General features: G+C 63.4%; 32 protein-coding genes. 11 read left to right on the top strand and 21 right to left on the bottom strand.

What is annotated here, in order from left to right:
• Positions 1-329: 329 nt before the first annotated feature.
• The 9 genes from ABFX23_RS14995 to leuC form a co-directional block, all read right to left on the bottom strand.
• Positions 330-947, bottom strand: a complete 618-nt coding sequence (locus tag ABFX23_RS14995; protein ID WP_346033799.1) for an SOS response-associated peptidase — start codon at positions 945-947, stop codon at positions 330-332.
• 7 nt (positions 948-954) lie between these two features.
• Positions 955-1,836 (bottom strand): hypothetical protein, encoded by an 882-nt coding sequence (locus ABFX23_RS14990; protein ID WP_346033798.1) that lies wholly within the window; start codon positions 1,834-1,836, stop codon positions 955-957.
• 79 nt (positions 1,837-1,915) lie between these two features.
• Entirely contained in the window at positions 1,916-2,257 is a 342-nt protein-coding gene (gene grxD, locus ABFX23_RS14985; RefSeq protein ID WP_120076000.1) for a Grx4 family monothiol glutaredoxin, read from the bottom strand.
• 35 nt (positions 2,258-2,292) lie between these two features.
• Positions 2,293-2,526, bottom strand: coding sequence for a BolA/IbaG family iron-sulfur metabolism protein (locus tag ABFX23_RS14980; RefSeq protein ID WP_346033797.1), 234 nt, complete (start codon positions 2,524-2,526; stop codon positions 2,293-2,295).
• 4 nt (positions 2,527-2,530) lie between these two features.
• Positions 2,531-2,854, bottom strand: a complete 324-nt coding sequence (locus tag ABFX23_RS14975) for a DUF1476 domain-containing protein (RefSeq protein WP_346033796.1) — start codon at positions 2,852-2,854, stop codon at positions 2,531-2,533.
• 52 nt (positions 2,855-2,906) lie between these two features.
• Positions 2,907-3,512: a 3-isopropylmalate dehydratase small subunit gene (gene leuD, locus ABFX23_RS14970; protein WP_346033795.1), complete on the bottom strand. Its 606-nt coding sequence runs from the start codon at positions 3,510-3,512 to the stop codon at positions 2,907-2,909.
• Positions 3,512-3,670 carry an LPXTG cell wall anchor domain-containing protein gene (locus ABFX23_RS14965; protein WP_120076009.1) on the bottom strand — a complete coding sequence of 53 codons (159 nt, stop codon included), beginning with the start codon at positions 3,668-3,670 and terminating at the stop codon, positions 3,512-3,514. Before ABFX23_RS14965 ends, leuD begins: the two co-directional genes overlap by 1 nt.
• Positions 3,671-3,708: 38 nt before the next feature.
• On the bottom strand, positions 3,709-4,203 hold the full coding sequence (locus tag ABFX23_RS14960; RefSeq protein ID WP_346033794.1) for a DNA-deoxyinosine glycosylase: 495 nt from the start codon (positions 4,201-4,203) through the stop codon (positions 3,709-3,711).
• Positions 4,190-5,632: a 3-isopropylmalate dehydratase large subunit gene (leuC, locus tag ABFX23_RS14955; protein ID WP_346033793.1), complete on the bottom strand. Its 1,443-nt coding sequence runs from the start codon at positions 5,630-5,632 to the stop codon at positions 4,190-4,192. The genes ABFX23_RS14960 and leuC overlap by 14 nt, the downstream gene beginning before the upstream one ends.
• 100 nt (positions 5,633-5,732) lie before the next feature.
• Between leuC and ABFX23_RS14950 the strand changes: the two genes are divergently transcribed.
• The 3 genes from ABFX23_RS14950 to ABFX23_RS14940 all read left to right on the top strand — a co-directional run bounded on the left by ABFX23_RS14950 (position 5,733) and on the right by ABFX23_RS14940 (position 7,493).
• Entirely contained in the window at positions 5,733-6,152 is a 420-nt protein-coding gene (locus tag ABFX23_RS14950; RefSeq protein WP_346033792.1) for an acyl-CoA thioesterase, read from the top strand.
• Between the two features lie 81 nt (positions 6,153-6,233).
• A complete protein-coding gene (locus ABFX23_RS14945) occupies positions 6,234-6,989 on the top strand; it encodes a fatty acid desaturase (RefSeq protein ID WP_346033791.1) in 756 nt (251 codons plus the stop codon).
• Between the two features lie 3 nt (positions 6,990-6,992).
• Positions 6,993-7,493, top strand: coding sequence for a sterol desaturase family protein (locus ABFX23_RS14940; RefSeq protein ID WP_346033790.1), 501 nt, complete (start codon positions 6,993-6,995; stop codon positions 7,491-7,493).
• A 68-nt stretch (positions 7,494-7,561) separates the two neighbouring features.
• Here ABFX23_RS14940 and ABFX23_RS14935 read toward each other — a convergent pair whose 3' ends face one another.
• The 12 genes from ABFX23_RS14935 to ABFX23_RS14880 form a co-directional block, all read right to left on the bottom strand.
• Positions 7,562-7,720, bottom strand: a complete 159-nt coding sequence (locus tag ABFX23_RS14935) for a YqaE/Pmp3 family membrane protein (RefSeq protein WP_160608000.1) — start codon at positions 7,718-7,720, stop codon at positions 7,562-7,564.
• An 82-nt stretch (positions 7,721-7,802) separates the two neighbouring features.
• Positions 7,803-8,150: a YbaN family protein gene (locus ABFX23_RS14930; RefSeq protein WP_346033789.1), complete on the bottom strand. Its 348-nt coding sequence runs from the start codon at positions 8,148-8,150 to the stop codon at positions 7,803-7,805.
• A 6-nt stretch (positions 8,151-8,156) separates the two neighbouring features.
• Entirely contained in the window at positions 8,157-8,564 is a 408-nt protein-coding gene (locus ABFX23_RS14925) for a SufE family protein (protein WP_346033788.1), read from the bottom strand.
• Positions 8,565-8,588: 24 nt separating this feature from the next.
• Positions 8,589-8,828 (bottom strand): hypothetical protein, encoded by a 240-nt coding sequence (locus ABFX23_RS14920; RefSeq protein WP_346033787.1) that lies wholly within the window; start codon positions 8,826-8,828, stop codon positions 8,589-8,591.
• A gap of 28 nt (positions 8,829-8,856) precedes the next feature.
• Positions 8,857-9,093 carry a hypothetical protein gene (locus tag ABFX23_RS14915; protein ID WP_346033786.1) on the bottom strand — a complete coding sequence of 79 codons (237 nt, stop codon included), beginning with the start codon at positions 9,091-9,093 and terminating at the stop codon, positions 8,857-8,859.
• Positions 9,090-9,389, bottom strand: a complete 300-nt coding sequence (locus tag ABFX23_RS14910) for a hypothetical protein (protein ID WP_346033785.1) — start codon at positions 9,387-9,389, stop codon at positions 9,090-9,092. The genes ABFX23_RS14915 and ABFX23_RS14910 overlap by 4 nt, the downstream gene beginning before the upstream one ends.
• Positions 9,389-9,700 carry a hypothetical protein gene (locus tag ABFX23_RS14905; RefSeq protein ID WP_120076034.1) on the bottom strand — a complete coding sequence of 104 codons (312 nt, stop codon included), beginning with the start codon at positions 9,698-9,700 and terminating at the stop codon, positions 9,389-9,391. Before ABFX23_RS14905 ends, ABFX23_RS14910 begins: the two co-directional genes overlap by 1 nt.
• Positions 9,700-10,011 (bottom strand): hypothetical protein, encoded by a 312-nt coding sequence (locus ABFX23_RS14900; protein ID WP_346033784.1) that lies wholly within the window; start codon positions 10,009-10,011, stop codon positions 9,700-9,702. Before ABFX23_RS14900 ends, ABFX23_RS14905 begins: the two co-directional genes overlap by 1 nt.
• A gap of 38 nt (positions 10,012-10,049) precedes the next feature.
• Positions 10,050-10,427 carry an envelope stress response membrane protein PspC gene (pspC, locus tag ABFX23_RS14895; protein ID WP_346033783.1) on the bottom strand — a complete coding sequence of 126 codons (378 nt, stop codon included), beginning with the start codon at positions 10,425-10,427 and terminating at the stop codon, positions 10,050-10,052.
• Positions 10,424-10,720 (bottom strand): envelope stress response membrane protein PspB, encoded by a 297-nt coding sequence (pspB, locus tag ABFX23_RS14890; RefSeq protein WP_346033782.1) that lies wholly within the window; start codon positions 10,718-10,720, stop codon positions 10,424-10,426. Before pspB ends, pspC begins: the two co-directional genes overlap by 4 nt.
• Positions 10,721-10,722: 2 nt before the next feature.
• Entirely contained in the window at positions 10,723-11,559 is an 837-nt protein-coding gene (gene pspA, locus ABFX23_RS14885) for a phage shock protein PspA (protein ID WP_346033781.1), read from the bottom strand.
• On the bottom strand, positions 11,556-11,708 hold the full coding sequence (locus ABFX23_RS14880) for a hypothetical protein (RefSeq protein ID WP_346033780.1): 153 nt from the start codon (positions 11,706-11,708) through the stop codon (positions 11,556-11,558). Before ABFX23_RS14880 ends, pspA begins: the two co-directional genes overlap by 4 nt.
• Before the next feature lie 152 nt (positions 11,709-11,860).
• Here ABFX23_RS14880 and pspF point away from each other — a divergent pair, with 152 nt between their 5' ends.
• The 8 genes from pspF (at position 11,861) to rbfA (ending at position 20,064) form a co-directional block, all read left to right on the top strand.
• Positions 11,861-12,886: a phage shock protein operon transcriptional activator gene (pspF, locus tag ABFX23_RS14875; protein ID WP_346033779.1), complete on the top strand. Its 1,026-nt coding sequence runs from the start codon at positions 11,861-11,863 to the stop codon at positions 12,884-12,886.
• A gap of 389 nt (positions 12,887-13,275) precedes the next feature.
• The gene (locus ABFX23_RS14870; protein WP_346033778.1) at positions 13,276-13,446 is read left to right on the top strand and encodes a hypothetical protein; all 171 of its coding nucleotides are present in this window, start codon (positions 13,276-13,278) and stop codon (positions 13,444-13,446) included.
• Positions 13,447-13,622: 176 nt separating this feature from the next.
• Complete coding sequence (gene rimP, locus ABFX23_RS14865; RefSeq protein WP_346033777.1) at positions 13,623-14,186, top strand: ribosome maturation protein RimP; 564 nt, start codon at positions 13,623-13,625, stop codon at positions 14,184-14,186.
• Positions 14,186-15,853, top strand: coding sequence for a transcription termination factor NusA (gene nusA, locus ABFX23_RS14860; protein WP_346033776.1), 1,668 nt, complete (start codon positions 14,186-14,188; stop codon positions 15,851-15,853). The genes rimP and nusA overlap by 1 nt, the downstream gene beginning before the upstream one ends.
• Positions 15,834-16,523 carry a DUF448 domain-containing protein gene (locus tag ABFX23_RS14855; protein WP_346033775.1) on the top strand — a complete coding sequence of 230 codons (690 nt, stop codon included), beginning with the start codon at positions 15,834-15,836 and terminating at the stop codon, positions 16,521-16,523. Before nusA ends, ABFX23_RS14855 begins: the two co-directional genes overlap by 20 nt.
• Before the next feature lie 77 nt (positions 16,524-16,600).
• A complete protein-coding gene (gene infB, locus ABFX23_RS14850) occupies positions 16,601-19,153 on the top strand; it encodes a translation initiation factor IF-2 (RefSeq protein ID WP_346033774.1) in 2,553 nt (850 codons plus the stop codon).
• A 90-nt stretch (positions 19,154-19,243) separates the two neighbouring features.
• Entirely contained in the window at positions 19,244-19,669 is a 426-nt protein-coding gene (locus ABFX23_RS14845) for a PaaI family thioesterase (RefSeq protein WP_346033773.1), read from the top strand.
• Positions 19,669-20,064, top strand: a complete 396-nt coding sequence (rbfA, locus tag ABFX23_RS14840; RefSeq protein WP_346033772.1) for a 30S ribosome-binding factor RbfA — start codon at positions 19,669-19,671, stop codon at positions 20,062-20,064. Before ABFX23_RS14845 ends, rbfA begins: the two co-directional genes overlap by 1 nt.
• Positions 20,065-20,125: the final 61 nt, after the last annotated feature.

Genomic DNA, 20,125 nt, shown 5'->3' with positions numbered 1-20,125 from the left:
GGGTTCAATTCCTTCAAGAAGTTCGCTTTGAATAATAGACGCCTGAGCAGGCGCAAAGGTCCGGATCATGGGCCAAAGCAGTATGGCTGCGCGCCCGATGGAGCAGGAACTGCGACGTGTCGGGAATTTTGACAGGAGCCGACCGCGTTTACTTTTCGCCAACCATCGTGAAGCGCGGAAAACTGCGGTTCGGCCAAACTGGCACGGGCCATGCAGTGTTATTGGCGTAACCACTGGTTCTTCGAATGAGGCGGGGCCGATCAAATGGTCCCCAACCAAGTCTCCCGGCTCCGCCTCCCCGAAGACCTCCCCCCACGAAATTGCGAAGACTAGCGCCGACCGGCCCAGGGCTCATCCGTGCGCGTGACCTGCATGTCTCCGGCAAAAGGACGGCACAGGGTAAACGCCTCTTGCGGAGAGCTATCGAGCCAGGTTGACCAATCGGCGGGTGACACGATCACCGGCATCCTGTCGTGCACGCCGCGAACATGGTCGTTCGCATCGGTCATCACCATCGTATAGGCCGCGCCGAATTCCGCGCTGTCCCGCCAGAACCCGGCCACCACCATCAGCGAACTGTCGGGGAGGGAAAACCAGGTGCGTGTCTTGCCGCCCTTCGGACCTTCGGCTTCGGCAAAATCGGAGACAGGGATCAGACACCGGCGGTTCTCGAAGCTCGAACGCCAGAACGGGCTTTTCAACCTGTCGGTGCGCGCGTTGTTGACCGGCTTGGGCTTCAGCGGCTGACCCTTCGCGCCCTTCCGAGCGAGCGGGAAGCCCCATGTCATCTGGCGAAGCTGGCCCTCAGCCAGAACGAGACCGGGATAGCCGGGATAGATCACGTCCGGCGCATTAGCTCCGGGCGCAACGGACAGGTCCTGCGCGATCGCATCGAAGAAACGTGCGACCTCGTCCTGCGACTTCGACATGCGATAGAGGTTGCACATGGCAGGATCAGTATCCCGCTTCTGCGGCGGACACGGGCGGGGCAATCATCCCGCCAGCTATCGGCCAGACGATGTCTCCGGTTACAACGCCCATGCTCATCGGCAGTTGGGCGGAAATGAACGCGTGGATGGCATTGGGCGCAGCGCCACCGTCATGTTCGGTGACGTAGACTTTATTAGCGAGATCGGCCTCGCCGGGCTGCCAGCTGATCAGCTCGCAGGTGTCGGTGACCACTTCGGGATCGCCGACCTGCCCGAATTCGTCGAAGCTAACGCGGTAATGCTTGCCCAGCGGCACCGACCCTTCGGCGATCGGGCCGTTCAGCACGTAGGCCTCCATCGCGCCGGTTTCGTCAGGGGGCAGCACCAGCGGGATATAACTGACCGAGTGGGTCGAGCCCTCCGCCGCAGGTTCGCCGTCGAGACAATAGCCAGCGCCGGGCGCGGCAATAACAGCGCGGGGTGCGACGTACTTCGCGCGGGCCATCTGCAGCGCCGTGCCGGAAAGCGCAGGTTCGGAGCCCGCGTCGCGCAACGTTTCGCTCAGAATTTCGCCCTGCGTGACCTCGTACTCAGCCAGTGCGACAAGATCGGCCTGCGCTCCGTCGCCGCGCGCAGCCACGAGGACGACTTTCCAGACGCCCAGCGAATCTTCGGATGGGAAGGCGACCGCACCGCGATAGCCATCGTCGAATTCGGCACCTGTCATGCCAACGTACTGCATCTGCGCGGCAGCCGTGGCTTCCTGCATCTCGATCATCTGCCGCGCGGTTGCCTCCGCCACGCGGGCTGCGGCCACCCGCTCTGCCAGGTCGGCAGGCATGGCATTCTGCGCTGCGGCAGGGGCAGCGAGAGTGAGGGTGGCGGCAAGAAAAAGGGTGCGGATCATGGGGTCTCCAGGCGAATCGTTCGCCCGGAGACTAGGCATTTTATTGTGAATGGAAACGGACCCACACGGCCCATGCCGATCAGGACGCCTTGGCGACCTGCTTTTCGTCCATCAGCTGCTGAAGCTCACCGGCTTCGAACATTTCCATCATGATGTCGCTGCCGCCGACGAATTCGCCCTTCACGTAGAGTTGCGGGATCGTGGGCCAATCCGAATAGGCCTTGATGCCCTGGCGGATTTCCATGTCCTGCAGCACATCGACGCTATCGAAAGCGACGCCGCAATGATCGAGGATCGACACGGCGCGGTTGGAAAAACCGCACTGCGGGAAAAGCGGGGTGCCTTTCATGAAAAGCACGACGTCGGCATCGCCCACGATCTTGGCAATGCGCTCGTTGGTATTGGCGTTCGTATCGGTCATCTGTCCCACCGGGAATTGCTAGAAACTGTCAGGCCTCAGTTGGGAACGCTGGTATGCAGTTGCAAGGCGTGAAGCTCGCCGCCCATGCGATCGCCCAGCGCGGCAAACACCATCTTGTGCTGCTGCACGCGGTTTTTCCCTTCAAATTCGGCGGAAGTGACGCGGGCGAGCCAGTGGTCGTTATCATCCACCAGCGCCTCTATCTCCACCGTCGCATCGGGAATGGCGGCCTTGATGAGCGCTTCGATCTGGGCAGCGGGCATCGGCATAGGATCAGGACTCGCTCATGAACTGGCGGCGGGCCTCGATGGCTTTCTCTTCCAGCTTGGCGCGCACCTGCGCCTCGTCCACGTCGCAGCCAGCCTGCGTCAGGTCGCCCAGCACCTTGCGGATCACGTCCTCGTCGCCCGCTTCCTCGAAATCGGCCTGCACGACCGCTTTCTTGTAGGCGTCGGTTTCTTCCGGCGTCAGGTCCATCAGTCCGGCGGCCCATTCGCCCACCAGCCGGTTGCGGCGAGCAGCGACCTTGAAAGCGGTTTCTTCGTCTAGCGCGAACTTTGCTTCTTCGGCGCGCTCGCGGTCCCGGAAATCAGTCATTGTGAATCGATCCTTGTAAGAGAACTTGGGGAAGGAATAGCGCGGCCAGCGATCAGGCCGCAACTCCCGTGCCGCGCGCAAGCCATGGCTTGTCCTGCGCCAGGCGGTTTTCGTAGTGGGCAATCGCATCTTCGCGGGTGAGGGTAAGGCCCACCTCGTCCAGCCCTTCCAGCAGGCAGTGCTTGCGGAACGGATCGATCTCAAACGTGAAACGATCCTGGAACGGGGTGGTCACGGTCTGGCTGTCGAGGTCGATGGTGATCGGGTCCGTCTTCGCAACTTCGAGCAGGCGATCCACCTGTTCCTGCGGCAAGGCAACGGTAAGGATGCCGTTCTTGAAGGCATTGCCCGCAAAGATATCCGAGAAGCTTGGTGCGATCACGGCGCGGATGCCGAGATCCAGCAAGGCCCAGGCAGCGTGTTCGCGGCTGGAACCGCAACCGAAGTTGTCGCCCGCCACGAGGATCGGCGCACCGGCGAATTCCTCGCTGTCGAACACGTTGTCCGGGTTATTGGCGCGCACGGATTCAAATGCGCCCTGGCCCAGTCCTTCGCGGCTGACCGTTTTCAGCCAGCGTGCCGGGATGATCACGTCGGTATCGACATTCTTGCGGCCGAACGGGATGGCGCGGCCTTCGACCTGGCGAACCTTTTCCATCAGTCGGTTTCCGGCTTTTCGCCGCTGGGGATCGGGCCGGGCTGGCTCGGCTCGTTCTTCTTCTTGCGGCGGTTCACGTAAAGCAGGGCTGCTGCCACGGCGGCGGAGCCGATTGCACCGGCAGCGATTGCGGCGGTCTTGGGGATTTTATCGGTCATGATGTTTCAATGCTCTCGGGGCGTGAGGGTTGCAAGATTCAGGACAGGAATTGGCGCAATTTTGTCCAGTGCCGCGCCTTCTCCTCGAAAGTCATCGCCGCATGGGCCGGGCTGGAGGAGGGCAGGGCGACCAGAGCTAGATTGAGCTGCGCAAATTGCGGGCGTGCGACCTTCTCCGACGCGCGCCCGTTAAAGGCCACGGCCCGAAGATCGGGCAAGGTCGCAGCAAGAGAGGGCAGGTCCGCCGCCTGTGCATCGCGAATGTCGGCATCGAGGCTGCCCTTGCGTGTCGCGGACCGGACAGCGTCCCACAGACCGACCCCGTGCGCGAGCAGCGCGTCGAGGCGCTGCCGATAGGGGAGCGCAACCAGTTCGCTATCGATAACCTGTTCCATCAGTTTCCAGAAAAGGTTGCGGGGGTGGGCATAGTACTGGCCTGCCGCCAGCGACTTCTCACCCGGCAAGCTGCCGAGCACCAGCAGCCGCGTATCCGGGCGGACGACGGGCGCAAACGATTCCTTACGCGGGCTCACGCATCAGTTCGCGCACATCGGTGAGGCGGCCGGTGACGGCAGCGGCCGCTGCCATAGCAGGCGAGACAAGGTGCGTGCGCGCGCCCGGTCCCTGCCGGCCCACGAAATTGCGGTTGCTGGTGGAAGCCGAGCGCTCCCTTGGGGGCACCTTGTCCGGGTTCATGCCGAGGCAGGCCGAGCAGCCCGGCTCGCGCCATTCCAGGCCCGCATCGGTGAAGACCTTGTCCAGCCCTTCCGCCTCCGCCTGCATCTTCACCAGGCCGGAGCCGGGCACCACAATGCCCCACTTGATGTTCGGATGCTTCTTCCGGCCGCGCAGCACTTCGGCAGCGGCGCGCAGATCCTCGATGCGGCTGTTGGTGCACGAACCGATGAAGATGTTCTGCACTTCCACGTCCTGCATCCGGGTGCCGGGTTCCAGGCCCATGTAGTCGAGGCTGCCGCGGGCGGCTTCCTGCTTGGACGGATCGGCGAAATCCTCCGGTGCCGGCACGACGCCGCCGATGCTTACCACGTCTTCCGGGCTGGTGCCCCAGGTGACTGAGGGTTCGACATCGCGTGCGTCGATCACCACGGACTTGTCGAACGTCGCATCGGGATCGGTGTAGAGCGTCTTCCAGTAGGCGACGGCATCGTCCCATTCGTCTGCCTTGGGCGCGAAGGGGCGGCCCTTGATGTAGGCGAAGGTCGTCTCGTCCGGCGCGATCAGGCCGCCTCGTGCGCCGCCCTCGATGCTCATGTTGCACACGGTGAGGCGCGATTCGATGCTCATCTCCTCGAACACCTTGCCGCGGTATTCGATCACGTGACCGGTGCCGCCCGCCGTCCCGATCACGCCGATGATGTGCATGATCAGGTCCTTTGCGGTCACGCCCAGGCCGAGTTCGCCCTCGACGCGCACCTCCATAGTTTTCGATGGGCGCAGCAGCAGCGTCTGCGTGGCGAGCACGTGCTCCACCTCGCTGGTGCCGATGCCGAAAGCCCATGCGCCGAGTCCGCCGTGGCAGGCGGTGTGGCTGTCGCCGCAGACGATGGTGGTGCCGGGCAGGGAAAAGCCCTGTTCCGGGCCGACCACGTGCACGATGCCCTGCTGCTGCGCCGTCGCATCGAAATAACGGATGCCGAAATGGGGCGCGTTGCGCTCCAGCGCGGCGAGCTGTTCACGGCTTTGCGTGTCGGCGATGGGCACGCGGTTGCCTTGCGCATCCAGCCGGGGGGTCGTGGGCAGGTTATGGTCGGGAACGGCCAGGGTAAGCTCGGGATGGCGCACGGTGCGGCCATTCATCCGCAACGCCTCGAACGCCTGCGGGCTGGTGACTTCGTGCACCAGATGCCGGTCGATGAAAATCAGGCAGGTGCCGTCATCGCGGCGCTCTATCACGTGGGCGTCGAAAATCTTCTCGTAGAGGGTGCGTGGCTTGCTGGACATGGGGCGGCAGATAGCGCGCGTGATCGAATCCGCCAAGAATTACGATAAAAACGGATTCTGCTGTCTTGGAAATTTAAGATTTCACGCCTAACTTACACCTATGTCAGCCAAAGCATCTCCCAAGTCTTTCGCGATTCCCATCAAGATTCTACCCGATGACATCGATTTCATGGGGCACGTGAACAATTCGCGTTACCTCAACTGGGTGCAGGACGTGGTGCTGCAGCACTGGCAGAAGCTCGCCCCGGCAGAGGAAGTGGCGAGCAAGGCCTGGGTCGCGATCAAGCACGAGATAACCTACCGCCGCCCGGCGTTCCTAGACGACGACGTGATCGCCGAGACCGTTCTGGAAAGGATCAAGGGCGCGCGCAGCTTCTACAACACCGTGATTCGCCGCGGGGAGGAAGTGCTTGCCGAAGTCCGGTCGGCGTGGTGCTGCATCGACAGCAAGACCCATCGTCCCGCGCGTATCGATCAGGATGTGGCGGAGCGTTGTTTCGGCATACCGCGCAAGCCCTGAGTGCCAGCCTGCGCCAGCCCCGAAGCACATGGACCACGGGACGCATTTGCGCGCGCCTGAAATTGCCGTAAGGCCGCCACGATGAGCCAGCACACGCCAGTGATCGCGCGCGCCGCGCAGGCGGGCATCGGCCTTGGGCTGGCAGTGCTGATTTTCGCTGCTTGGCTCTCCCTGCACATCTACGCCATTTTCGTGTTCGAATTGAGCTGGAGCAACGTTCCGCTGGCGCTTGCCATCGCGGCGGTGCAGTGCTGGCTTTCGGTCGGGCTGTTCATCATCAGCCACGATGCCATGCACGGCTCCCTAGGGCCCGGAATGCCGCGTCTGAACAGTGCCATCGGCGGCGGGCTGCTGTTCCTCTACGCAGGCTTTGGCTGGCGCCGGATGCGGGACGCGCATTTCGAGCACCACCGCCATCCCGGCAGCGAGAGCGATCCCGACTTCGACCATGCCAACCCACGCAGCTTCTGGCGCTGGTATCGCACCTTTCTCACCCGGTATTTCGGCTGGCAGTCAATCCTCTACGTTTCCACCATCGTGACGATCTACTGGCTGGTGGTGGGCGTTTCCATGGCCCAGATCGTGCTGGTGTTCGGCCTGCCCGCCATCGCATCGAGCATGCAATTGTTCTATTTCGGCACCTACCGCCCCCACCGCCACGATGCGGATGGCTTTGCCGACCGGCACAACGCACGCTCCGATGCCTTTTCGCCCCTTGTCAGCCTCGCAACCTGTTTCCATTTCGGGTATCATCACGAGCATCACAGGTTTCCGCAAACACCGTGGTGGGCGCTGCCGAGCTGCCGCCGCGGCCTGGCGGAGCCGAAACGGAGCTGAGCAATGAGTGTAGCCGAGATCGTCCTCACCGTAATCGGGGCGGTCGTTTTCATGGAAGCGTTCGCCTGGTGGGCGCACAAGTATGTCATGCACGGCTGGGGCTGGGCATGGCACCGCGATCACCACGAACCGCACGACAACGTGCTGGAGAAGAACGACCTGTTCGCGGTTGTCTTCGGCAGCATCGTGATCGTCATGTTCATCGTCGGTTATTTCGTGTCGGACTTCCTCTGGTGGTTCGCGCTCGGCATCACCGTCTACGGCCTGATCTACACGTTCGTGCACGACGGGCTGGTGCATCAGCGTTATTTCAAATGGGTGCCCAAGCGCGGCTATGCCAAGCGACTGGTGCAGGCTCACAAGCTGCACCACGCCACCGTCGGCAAGGAGGGCGGGGTCAGCTTCGGGTTCCTCTTCGCACGCGATCCTGCCGTCCTGAAAGCGGACCTGCGCCGGCAGCGCGAAGCTGGTATCGCCGTCGTGCGTGACAGCGCGGGCGCATGATCTAGGGACTGCGCGCGAAGAAGGCGCCGGAACCTCAATGGTTCGCGGCGCCTTCCTTCGTTTCGATATTATCGCGCGTAATTCACATACAGCCCGTGGATCAGGCCGGGAATGAATCCCAGCAGCGTCAGGACGAGGTTGAGCAACGTCGTCCCGCCCAGACCGTGCTTGGCGGCAACGCCAAGGGGCGGCAGCAAAATGGTGGCGATAAGGATAAGAATTGCCATTTGGGATCTCCTTGCGGGTTCACCCGTCCATTTGCCCTATCAACGGCGAGATCAGGGCCGCGTTCCGAGAAAGCCGCGGCGTCTATTCGTTGCGGGTGGCTATCCAGCCACCGCAGATCACCAGCACGGCAATCGATACGAAAACCCAGGGCGCACCCAGCGTGAACCAGGTGAGCAGCGCACCTGTGCTCATCGCGCCGATGGCACCGATCTTGGCGCGGCGGCTGATGGCGCGCCGTTCGCGCCACTGCGCAATCGAAGGCCCCCACTGCGGGTGGGAGAGAATGCGGCGTTCCCAATCCGGGTTGCTGCGGGCAAAGCAGAACGCGGCCAGCAGCAGGAAGGGAACGGTGGGGAGCAGGGGCAGGAAGGCGCCGATAGCGCCGAGACCCACGGCAATCACTCCGCCCGCGAGGAAAAGCGGGCGCAAGCCCTCTCAACCTTGTGCGATGCGCGCTGCGTGTTCCTGCACCAGTGCGATCATGTTGGGCACGCCCTGCGTGCGGTTCGAGGACAGCTGATTCTTCAGGTCGAACGGGGCCAGCGCGCCCGCGATATCCATGTCAGCCACCTCGGCGGCGGGCTTGTCCTGAACGGCGGAAATTACCAGCGCGACGATGCCTTTGGTGATGGCGGCATTGCTGTCGGCGAGAAAGTGCAACTTGTCGGCCTCAGTCGTGGGATAGACCCAGACCTGCGCCGAGCAGCCGCGCACCAGGGTGGCGTCGGTTTTCAGGGCGGCCGGCATCTCGTCCAGCTCGCGGCCCAGCTCGATCAGCAGGCGATAGCGTTCGTCGCCTTCGAGGAATTCGTATTCTTCCTGGATGTCTTCAAGTGTGCGCATGGCGAGGCATGTAGTGCCTCGGCGTCAGAGGTCCACCCCGTTGGCGATGGCTTCCAGCTTGCGGATGCGTTCCTTGAGGTCGGCGATCTCGATCCGCGCCATGCCTTCGCGCGATCCATTCTCCATTTCGGGCGGAACGCGGTTCATTTCCAGCTCGCGGTTCTTCAAGGCGAGCCAGCCCTGCCAGCCCATCAGGACGGAGGCGGTCAGCATTGCCAGCGCAAGCAGGGCGCTGGCGGCGATCAACAGGTCGATTTGCGTCATTTGGTCCTCCCTGCGGTGGCAGCAACGATTACTCGTCGCGCAGCTTCTCGATTTCTTCGGCCGTGCGGCGGGCCGGATCGGTGGCAATGCGTTCGAGCACTTTCACCCGTTCGCGCAATTGTTCGACTTCGTTTTGCAGTTCCCGCTCCCGGGCGCTGGTCGCCTCGTCTTCCGGAAAGCGATCCTGACCGTTGCTGCGGCTGCGGAAGTATCCGGCAACAGCGGTGATCAGCACGATCAGGACAATGGCACTCCAGAAACTCACGATATTCTCTCCTCCCGCGCCGTGCGATCGGCGCGCAGTTCCTCGATCTGGCGCGTGATGTCCGCGCCGGGATCGGTCACGATGCGCTCCAGCACGCGCATCCGGTCTTCCATGTCATCGGCCACCTGGCGCTGGCCGCTGGCCTGCCGGGCCTTGGCCTCTTCGATGCGGGCCTTGATTTCCAGCTTGCGCTCCTCGTGCTGCTGCACGCGCTGGTTCATCACGAAGGCGAACGGCAGGATCAGCATCAGCAGGCAGAGGATGAAGCCGAAGATGAGCATCAGGTCGCCGTCCATCAGTTGGTTTCCTTCCCGTCGCGGCGCAGGCTCTCGATCTCGTGGGTCAAGTGGTAGCCGCTGTCGGTGACGATGCGCTCCACATTGGCGAGGCGATCCTTGAGCGAGCCGAGTTCAGCCTGCAGCGCGGCGTTTTCCTGGCTCAGCAGTTTCACCCGCTCTACGGCCTGGTCGTTCTTGGGATAGACGGCCTTGCCCCAGCTGTTTTCCAGCGGATAGCCGTGCTTCATGCGCATCCAGGTGTTTATCACCCAGCCCGCGGTCATGATGGCGACGCCGGCAATCACGGTGGTTTCGGTAATCAGTTCCATCAGGCGTTCTCCTTCTTCGCGAAGTCGAGCGACACGCCGCTTCCGGCTTCGTCGACGGCGCGCTGGTCGCGCAGGGCCTCGATCTGCGTCGCTACATCATAGCCCTTGTCGGTCACGATGCGCTCCAGCACGCGGACCCGGTCTTCCAGTTGCTGCACGCTGCTGGCGTACTGCGCGGCGCGTTCGGCGGTGTTCTGCGCGGTGGCATCGACCTGGAGCTGCGCGACCTTTTCCTTGTGCTTGGCCCAGATGGCGGTGATCGGAATGCCGCAGCCCATGATGATGGCCACGATCGGTATCAGTTCACCCATGTCCTTCGTCCCCCCTTTTCCTCGTGTGGTTGGCGCGCTCAGCGCAGTCGTTCGATTTCCTGCGACAGGCGCGGATTGGCGGAGACGTAATAGGTTTCAACGTCGGCCAGGCGGCGATCGATATCCTTCATGCGAGCACGAATTTCGCGTGCCGTGCGCTTCGGGCTCTGCCGCACACGCTGCCAGTACTGCGTCTCGTCGGGCGCGGTGTAGAGGTGCGCGGGCTTCTTGCTGAGCAGGATGCCGGCGGCGATGTACATCGGGATGGTCAGTCCGCTGACGGCGAAGGTCAGGAAGATCGCGGCCAGCCGGACCCAGATGGCCTGGACGCCGGTGTAATCGGCAATTCCCGCGCAGACACCCAGCAGCTTGCCGTTCATGCTATCGCGGTAAAGCGTGGTGCGGGGGGTGTTCATGCGTGGTCTCCCTTCTTCTCGGCGAGCAGTTCCTCCAGCTCGCGCAGCGGTACGTTGTCGACGGACTTGTCGTGGCGGATGCGGGCGGGTTCGAAGTCCGGATTGTCGGCAGCGACGAGGCGCTCGACCGTGTCCATCCGCTCGTCCAGCCGTTTGGCCAGCTGGTAAAGTTCCTCCAGCAGCGCCTCGTCATCAGTGGTGATGGTGGCGGCTGTCTTCCACTTGGTTACGTAATGCAGCACCACCCACGGCAGGCCGATGAAAATGGCCGGTATGATGATGAGTTCTTCCACGGTTATTCCCCTTCGTTCTTCTTTTCAGCGGCGCTGCCCTTGCCGAGTGCTCGCTTCATTTCCTCCAGTTCGTCATCGACCTTGTCACCGCCTTCAAGCGCGGCGAACTCGTCGGCGAGCGACATCTTGTCCTGCGCGATGTTCAGCGCATCAGCGCGGCCTTCCGCGTAGTCGACGCGGCGTTCGAGCTGGTCGAAACGGGCGTGAGCCTCGTCCACACGGTCGCTGGTCATCAGGCTGCGCAGCTTCACGCGGTTTTCCGCGCTTTCCAGGCGAGCCGAGATCTGGCTCTGGCGGCTGCGGGCTTCGCGCAGGCGGTTCTGCAACTTGGCAATGTCCTGCTCGTAAGCGCGCAGAGCGTCGTCCAGCACGGCGATCTCCTGCTTCAGCTGGTCGCAGGTGTCGGATGCCTTGCGCTTCTCGATCAGCGCGGCGCGGGCCAGGTCCTCGCGGTCCTTGGAGAGGGCAAGCTGGGCCTTTTCCGACCAGTCGGCCTGCAGCCGCTCCAGCTTCACGGTGTGGCGATGCATTTCCTTCTGGTCTGCAATCGTGCGCGCCGCGCTCGCGCGGACTTCCACCAGTGTTTCCTCCATTTCGAGGATGATCATGCGGATCATCTTCGAAGGATCGTCGGCCTGGTCGAGAAGCTCGTTGAAATTGGCGGCGATGATATCACGAGTGCGAGAGAAAATGCCCATCAAGGGTCCTCCGATATTAAGCGAGTTGCCGGTTGGCGTCGGGCTGGTGCGGATACGCTCTATCTCCTGATCGAGACGAGAGCCAATCCGCTTCGTGCCACGCGCCAGCGGCGCCAAAGGGTTGCGGTTGTTGTCGGTCACGCCAGTTCCACCAGCGGGGTGCCGACCAGCATGGTCTGCGACCCGGCAGTCGGCAGCATTCCGGCGAAGATCGTGAACGCGACCATCGCAGCGATGCTGACCAGTGCGGCCTGGCCCAGTTGGCTGCTGAAGAAGCGGCGATCGAACATTGGTGTTTCCTCCTAAACCCTTTCTACCCGATGAACTGCAACAGCCGTGCCAAACTGGCTGAATGGCTGATTTCTGCGGGTTTTTATCAAGTTCGGGGAAACGAGTTTAGTGCCTATTGCCAAGACTTGGGAAAAATCCCTATAATTTGGTCATGGAGCGTGACAATCAGTTCATTGGCCAGTCCGGCGCCTTTCTCGACGCGGTGGAGCGGGCCAGTCGCGCCGCCCCGATGGCACGGCCCGTACTGGTAATCGGCGAACGCGGCACCGGCAAGGAACTGATTGCCGAGCGCCTTCACCGCCTGTCGGACCGATGGGAGGAGCCGCTGGTCACGATGAACTGCGCCGCTCTTCCCGAAACCCTGATCGAGGCCGAGCTGTTCGGGCACGAGCAGGGTGCCTTCACCGGCGCTACCAGAGCGCGCGAGGGTCGGTTCGAGGAAGCCGACCGGGGCACGTTATTTCTCGACGAACTGGGTACCTTGTCGATGGGCGCGCAGGAACGCCTGCTGCGCGCCGTCGAATACGGGGAGGTGACGCGCATTGGTGCCAGCCGCCCGACGCGCGTCGACGTGCGGATCGTCGCCGCCACCAATGAAGACCTGCCGCGCCGGGCGGAGGAGGGTACTTTCCGCGCCGACCTGCTCGACCGGCTCAGCTTCGAGGTGATCACCCTGCCGCCGCTGCGTGTGCGCGAGGGGGATATTCCGGTGCTGGCCGACTATTTCGGGCGGCGCATGGCGGCGGAACTGGGCTGGGAAGAATGGCCCGGCTTCGCAGATCACGTGGCGGAGCGGCTGGAGGACCATCCCTGGCCCGGCAACGTGCGTGAACTGCGCAACGTCGTAGAGCGCGCGGTCTATCGCTGGGACAACTGGGATCACCCCATCGGCGAAGTCATTCTCGACCCGTTCGATTCGCCGTGGAAGCCGTTGCCGGTATCGGGTTCGCAATCGGGCAGTGCGGAGAGCGAGGGCGTAAGGCAAAAGCCCCAGCCGGCCAGCCCGCGATACGACAAGGTGGACGATCTTCGGGCAGCGGTGGACGCGCACGAGAAGGCAATCGTGGAGCATGCCCTGGGTGCCAATCGCTGGAACCAGCGGCAGACGGCAAAGGCGCTCGGCCTCACCTACGACCAACTGCGCCATGCCATCAAGAAACATGGGCTATCGCAATAGCAGGGGCCCGGTTGGGCGCGCGCCTCTCTGCTGGGTGTTAAGCGGGGCTTAGGAACTGTGCGTTAAGTAGATTTGCGCAGGCGCCGGTAACGCAATCCTTGCCTTGTGTTGCAAGGCTGTAAAGCCGGGTCGTGCCAAGAAGCTTTCGAGATGGATACCATGCCGCAACCCGCCATTCCTATCCCTGACCGGCCCGACATCCGTCGTCCGTCGACGCGTCGCGACCGCAAGGCCATCGGCATGAGCGCACTGGTCCTGTTCGCATCGATCACGGTCGTGGGGGCTGGGGGCTGGACGGTTTCCAGGCAAGCAGCGATACGGGTGATGCGACGGCGCAGGTCCTTTTCGAGGGCGGCTCGCCGCAGCGCGAGGCTGCGCGAGGACAGGGCATGGGTGATGCCGCCTATGCGTCCGCGGAAGATGACTACGTCGTTGGCGAGTACGGCGATCCGGTCAGCGAACTCTACGCCAGCGATGACAACGGCGGCTGGAGCGACAGCGTTCGCGAACCCAGGACCGAGCGCAAGCCGAGCATCACGCGAGGCGCCCTGGCGGACTAGCTGGCCAGGTCTGCCGCTTTTCTTTCGCGCACTCTTGCTTTGATGTTGCCTTTCCCGGCGGCTGTGCCTACATAGCGCCCATCCCGACATTGTTGTGACTCTGAAGGGCTGGCGCCGCAAGGGGCCGGCAGCAAACCGCTTTGTCCGCCATGACGGGTCGATTGATGGAGAACCGCTTGGCCGATATTGCGCGCCTTACCGAAGTGATCGAACCCGAAGCCAAGGCGCTTGGTTTCGAACTCGTGCGCGTGAAGATGACCGGTTCGGGTGACGAACGCACCCTGCAGATCATGGCCGAGGACCCGGCCACCGGGCAATTGGTGGTTGAACAGTGCATGGACCTCTCCCGCCGCATTTCCGACCGCATCGACGAAGTCGAGGAAGGCGGCGAGGAACTGGTGCGGGGTACTTACCACCTCGAAGTCAGCAGCCCCGGCATCGACCGTCCGCTGACCCGGCCGAAGGATTACGCCGACTGGGCGGGGCACGAGGCGAAGATTGCCCTGGCTGACAAGATCGACGGGCATCGTAACCTGAAGGGCGAACTCTTCGGCATCGAAGGCGACGTGGTCACCATCGAGGACAGGAAGGCCGGCCGTGTCGCCGTGCCGCTGGACAAGATTCATTCCGCCCAGCTTGTCTTTACCGACAAGCTGATGGCAGCAACCCGGCCGCTCGACATGAGCGGCGTCGAAGACATCGAAGAACTCGAACAGGAAGAAGAAGAGGCACAAGACTGATGGCCAGCCCAATGTCTGCCAACAAGGCTGAACTGCTTGCGATCGCCAACGCCGTTGCGTCGGAGAAGATGATCGACAAGAGCATCGTGATCGAAGCTCTGGAAGAAGCGATCCAGAAAGCCGCGCGTGCGCGCTTCGGCCAGGAAAACGATATCCGCGCCCGGCTCGACCCGCAGACCGGCGACCTGCGCCTGTGGCGCGTGGTCGAGGTGGTCGAGGAAGTGGACGACTACTTCAAGCAGGTGGACGTGGAGCAGGCCCAGAAGCTGGAGCCGGGTTCCGCCGTGGGCGACTTCATCGTCGACCCGCTGCCCGCCATGGACGACCTTGGTCGCATCGACGCGCAAAGCGCGAAGCAGGTGATCTTCCAGAAGGTCCGCGATGCCGAGCGTGAGCGTCAGTATGAGGAATTCAAGGACCGCGCCGGTGAAGTCATCACCGGCGTGATTAAGTCGGTCGAATTCGGCCACGTGATCGTGAACCTGGGCCGTGCCGAAGGCGTTATCCGCCGCGATCAGCAGATCCCTCGCGAAGCCGCCCGCGTTGGCGAGCGCGTGCGTGCGCTGATCAGCAAGGTGGAGCGCAACAACCGCGGCCCGCAGATCTTCCTCAGCCGCGCGCATCCCGATTTCATGCGCAAGCTGTTCGCGCAGGAAGTGCCCGAAATCTACGATGGCATCATCGAGATCAAGGCCGCTGCCCGCGATCCGGGCAGCCGCGCCAAGATCGGCGTCATCAGCCACGATTCCTCCATCGACCCTGTCGGCGCCTGCGTCGGCATGAAGGGCAGCCGCGTGCAGGCCGTGGTGCAGGAACTGCAGGGCGAGAAGATCGACATCATCCCCTGGAGCGAGGACACCGCGACTTTCGTGGTGAATGCCCTCCAGCCCGCCACCGTCAGCCGCGTGGTGCTGGACGAGGAAGAAAGCCGCATCGAGGTTGTCGTGCCGGACGACCAGCTTTCGCTGGCCATCGGTCGCCGCGGCCAGAACGTGCGTCTCGCCAGCCAGCTGACCGACAGCCAGATCGACATCATGACCGAGGAAGAAGCCTCGGAGAAGCGCAGCAAGGAATTCTCCGCGCGCTCCAAGATGTTCGAGGAAGAGCTGGACGTCGACGAAACCCTCTCGCAGCTGCTGGTTGCCGAAGGCTTCGCCGAGCTGGAGGAAGTGGCCTACGTGCAGCTTGAAGAGCTCGCCACGATCGAAGGTTTCGACGAGGAACTGGCCGAGGAACTCCAGAGCCGTGCGCAGGAAGCGCTCGAGCGCCAGGAGGCCGCGCACCGCGAGGCGCGCCGCGAACTGGGCGTGGAGGACGATCTTGCCGAACTGCCGCACCTCACCGAGGAAATGCTGGTGGTGCTGGGCAAGGCCGGGATCAAGGATCTCGACGACCTCGCCGATCTCGCCACCGACGAACTGATCGCCAAGAAGCGCGAGGCTCCGCGTCGCCGCAACAACGATGCGGGACCGCCGATGCGGCGTCCGCAGCGCGAGCAGGACAAGGGCGGGGTGCTGGGTGCCTTCGGCCTGACCGAAGAGCAAGGCAACGAGATCATCATGGCCGCCCGCGCGCACTGGTTCGAGGACGAAGAACCCGCCAGCGAGGCTCCGGCTGTCGATGCCCCTCAAGCAGAGGAGGCCGCCGATGCGGAATCCTCGCAATGACGCATTAGGTTCGCCTAAAACCGAAACCGGCGCTTCCCCTGAGAAGGGGAGCGAGCGTCGTTGCGTGTTGACGGGCCAGACGTCGGCGCGCGACGATCTCGTGCGCCTTGCGGTATCGCCCGATGGCGATGTGCTGCCCGACGCCCTTGCAAAGGCACCGGGGCGGGGCGCATGGATCGGCGTGTCGAAAGCCGAACTTGCCGACGCGATGGCCAGCAGCAAGCTGAAGGGCGCGTTGTCGCGTGCCTTCAAGACCGGTGCGCTCAACATTCCGGAAGACTTGCCTACACGGATCGAATCCGCGCTGAAAAAGGCCGTGCTGGAAAGACTGGGCCTCGAAATGCGCAGCGGACGCCTTATCTTGGGGTCCGACCGTATCGCCAACGAAGCGCGTATGGGGGCGGTAGCTGCCCTCTATCACGCATCGGATGCGAAGGAGGACGGGTGCCGCAAGCTTGACCAGGCGTGGCGCGTCGGCCTCGATGAAGAAGGGTCCGGAAGGAAAGGCGAGCGCCTGCCACTGGACCGGGAGGCCCTGTCTGTGGCATTGGGCCGCGAAAATGTCGTCCACCTGGCGCTTGCCGATGCCAGATCGGCACAGCGGATTGCCATTCCGCTGGGGCGTCTGCAGACCTTTCTTGGGGCCGCCGACACGGTGGCCGAAACGTAACCTCGCCGGGTGGCGGACCAAGCTTCCCGGAGACAGGGAAGCGTGACTGTTTGATTTTGAAGGACTAATACGAGCACATGAGCGAAGAGAACGAAACCCCGAAACGCACCCGCAAACCGCTTGGACTGAAGCGGGCTGTGGAGTCCGGGGAAGTCAAGCAGACCTTCAGCCACGGCCGCACCAACAAGGTGGCGGTCGAGGTGAAGCGTCGTCGCAAGCTCGTGAAGCCGGGTGAGGAGCCCGCGCCGACGCCTGCACCTGCGCCCGAGCCCGCCCCCGAGGCGAAGAAGCCCGAACCGGCGCCTGCGCCTGCGCCCAAGAAGCCTGCGCCCAAGAAGCCTGCGGCCAGCGACGAGACTCCGCAGGAACGCGTCGCCCGCATGCAGCGCGAGGCCGAGGAAGAGCGCCTGCGTTTGGCCGAAGAAGCGCGCAAGCGCGAAGAGGAACAGGCAAGGCAGGCCGCCGAGGACGAGAAGAAGCGCGCCGAGGAAAAGAAGAAGGCCGAAGAAGAAGCCGCGAAGCAGAGCAAGGCAGAGAAGGAAGCTGCCGCCAAGGCCGAGGCCGAAGCGCCTGCTGCCGCGCCTGAAGCTGCGCCTGCCGAGGAGACCGCGAAGGCTCCGAGCCCGCGCAAGTTCACGCCTGTCGCCCGTCCCGAGCCCAAGCGCCCGGAGAAGAAGAAGGACGACAAGAAGGCGGCACGCCCCGAACGCGGCGGCGCGTCTGGCGGTGGTGGGGCGGACAAGCGCCGTTCCGGCAAGCTGACCGTCAACAAGGCGCTGAACGAGGACGAGGGGCGCCGCGCCCGCAGCCTCGCCGCGCTGAAGCGTGCGCGCGAGAAGGAACGCCGCGCCCAGGGCGGTGGCTCCAGCCAGCCGCGCGAGAAGCAGGTTCGCGATGTTATCGTGCCCGAAGCGATCACCGTGGGTGAACTGGCCAAGCGCATGGGCGAGAAGGGTGCCGACCTCGTGAAGGAACTCTTCAACCTCGACATGATGGTGACGGTAAACCAGACCATCGACCAGGACACCGCGGAACTGCTGGTCGAGCAGTTCGGCCACAACATCCAGAAGGTTTCCGAAAGCGACGTCGACATTTCCGCAGAGGAAGACGTCGATCCGGAAGAAACCATGAAGCCCCGCCCGCCGGTGGTGGTGGTGATGGGCCACGTCGACCACGGCAAGACCAGCCTGCTCGATGCCCTGCGCAAGACGAACGTCACGCGCGGCGAAGCGGGCGGCATCACGCAGCACATCGGTGCCTACCAGGTCACCACGAAGGACAAGTCGAAGATCACCTTCCTCGACACGCCGGGCCATGCCGCATTCAGCGAAATGCGTGCGCGCGGTGCCAATGTCACCGATATCGTGGTGCTGGTGGTGGCCGCCGACGACGGCATCATGCCGCAGACGATCGAGGCCATCAATCACGCCAAGGCGGCAAACGTGCCGATGATCGTGGCGATCAACAAGATCGACAAGCCGGAGGCCAATCCGCAGAACATCCGCAACCGCCTGCTCGAACACGAGGTCATCGTGGAAGAGATGAGCGGCGACGTGCAGGACGTGGAAGTTTCGGCCAAGGAAGGCACCGGACTCGAGGAGCTGATCGAGAAGATCAACCTTCAGGCAGAACTGATGGAACTGAAGGCCCGTCCGGATCGCGATGCCGAGGCGACGGTGGTGGAAGCACAGCTGGACAAGGGCCGCGGCCCCGTCGCCACCGTGCTGATCAACCGCGGCACGCTGAAGCGCGGCGATACCTTCGTTGTCGGCACCCAGAGCGGCAAGGTCCGCGCGCTGATCGACGACCAGGGCAAGCAGGTGAAGGAAGCCGGGCCGTCGGTGCCGGTGGAAGTGCTTGGCCTGTCGGGCGTTCCCTCTGCCGGTGACATGCTGACCGTTGTCGAGAACGAACAGCGTGCCCGCGAAGTGGCGCAGTACCGCCAGGAGAAGGCGACCGAGAAGCGCACCGCTCTCGCGCCCACCAGCTTCGATACCATGTTCAACAAGTCGAACGTGATCGAATGGCCCGTGGTGGTGAAGGCCGACGTGCAGGGTTCGGTCGAGGCGATTACCTCGGCACTGCACAACCTGTCGAACGACGATATCAAGGTGCGTGTGCTGCATGCAGGCGTGGGCGCCATCACCGAAACCGACGTGCAGCTTGCCGCCGGTTCCAAGGCACCGATCATCGGCTTCAACGTGCGTCCCAACGCCAAGGCGCGCGAACTGGTGAAGCGCGATGGCGTGCGCATGATGTATCACGACGTGATCTATCACCTGACCGACGAGATCACCAAGGAACTGCTTGGCGAACTCGGCCCGCTCAAGGTAGAGAACGTCGTCGGCCGCGCCGAGGTCAAGCAGGTGTTCCCTGCTGGCAAGCGCGACAAGGCCGCCGGTCTGCTGGTGGAAGAGGGCGTCATCCGCAAGGGTCTGCACGCCCGTCTCACCCGCGACGACGTTATCGTCTCGGCAACGGTCATTCAGTCGCTGCGGCGCTTCAAGGACGACGTGGACGAAGTCCGCGCTGGCCTGGAATGCGGCGTGGTCCTGGAAGACACCAACGACATCAAGGCTGGCGACCAGCTGGAAGTGTACGAGGTGAAGGAAGAAGAGCGCACGCTCTGATAGCGGCTGTGGCCCCGGTTCAAGCCGGGGCCTTGCTGCCAAGTTCAACCGCCTTCCGGCCTCGCGCCGGGATGACGAGGTGTTTTCGCAATGGACAACCTTCCGACCGAGCCGCACTGGCCCTCCGCCCGGACGATGGGCGCGAAATTCGTCGGCTACGATGCCGAGAGCCACACGGCGCGCATGGCGTTCGACCTACCCGAAAGTTTCGCCAACATGCGCGGCACGGTGCAGGGCGGATTGCTGGCAGGGCCACTGGACGAGGCGATGGGCGCGGCGGTGTTCCTGTCCAGCGGCGGAAAGCTGCAACTGTCGCTCGACATCAACCTGTCGCTGCTGCGCCCGGTGCCGCTGGGACAGGTGACGGTGACGGCGCGCGCGGTGAAGGGCGGTCGGCGGGTCACATTCGTCGAAGGTGAATTGTTCGATGCCGAGGGCAAGCTGTGCGCCCGCGCCACGGCAACGACCATGACGACCGAATGGCCCGATCGCGGGAAAGTTGAAGGAGACGGCTGATGGCCAGACACTCCAAGCCCGAAGACCAGTCCGTCCGCCTGCTGAAAGTGGGCGAGCGTGTGCGGCACATCCTTTCGGAACTCCTCGCGCGCGGCGAAGCGCATGACGATGTGCTGCGCGCCCACAATATTTCCGTTACCGAGGTCCGCATGTCGCCCGACCTGCGCAACGCCAAGGTCTACGTTAAGCCGCTGCTGGGCGAGGACGAGGACGTGGTGGTGAAGGCTCTGCGTACCAACACCGCTTTCTTCCAGCGCGAAGTCGCCCAGCGCCTCGGCCTGAAATTCGCGCCGAAGCTGCAATTCCGCGCCGACGAGAGTTTCGACGAGGCGAGCCGGATCGAGGCATTGCTCGACGATCCCAAGGTCCGCCGCGACCTGGACGACGAGGACTAGAGTTCTCCCCTTTTTCCGCTTGGCCTGAACTTGTCGAGTGGCGGTCGGGTCTCTCATAAAT

It is taken from the genome of Erythrobacter westpacificensis (assembly GCF_039542285.1).
Classification (GTDB): domain Bacteria; phylum Pseudomonadota; class Alphaproteobacteria; order Sphingomonadales; family Sphingomonadaceae; genus Alteraurantiacibacter; species Alteraurantiacibacter westpacificensis.
Note: the sequence above shows the minus strand (reverse complement) of the source record. Positions and strands in the feature narration are given on the sequence as shown.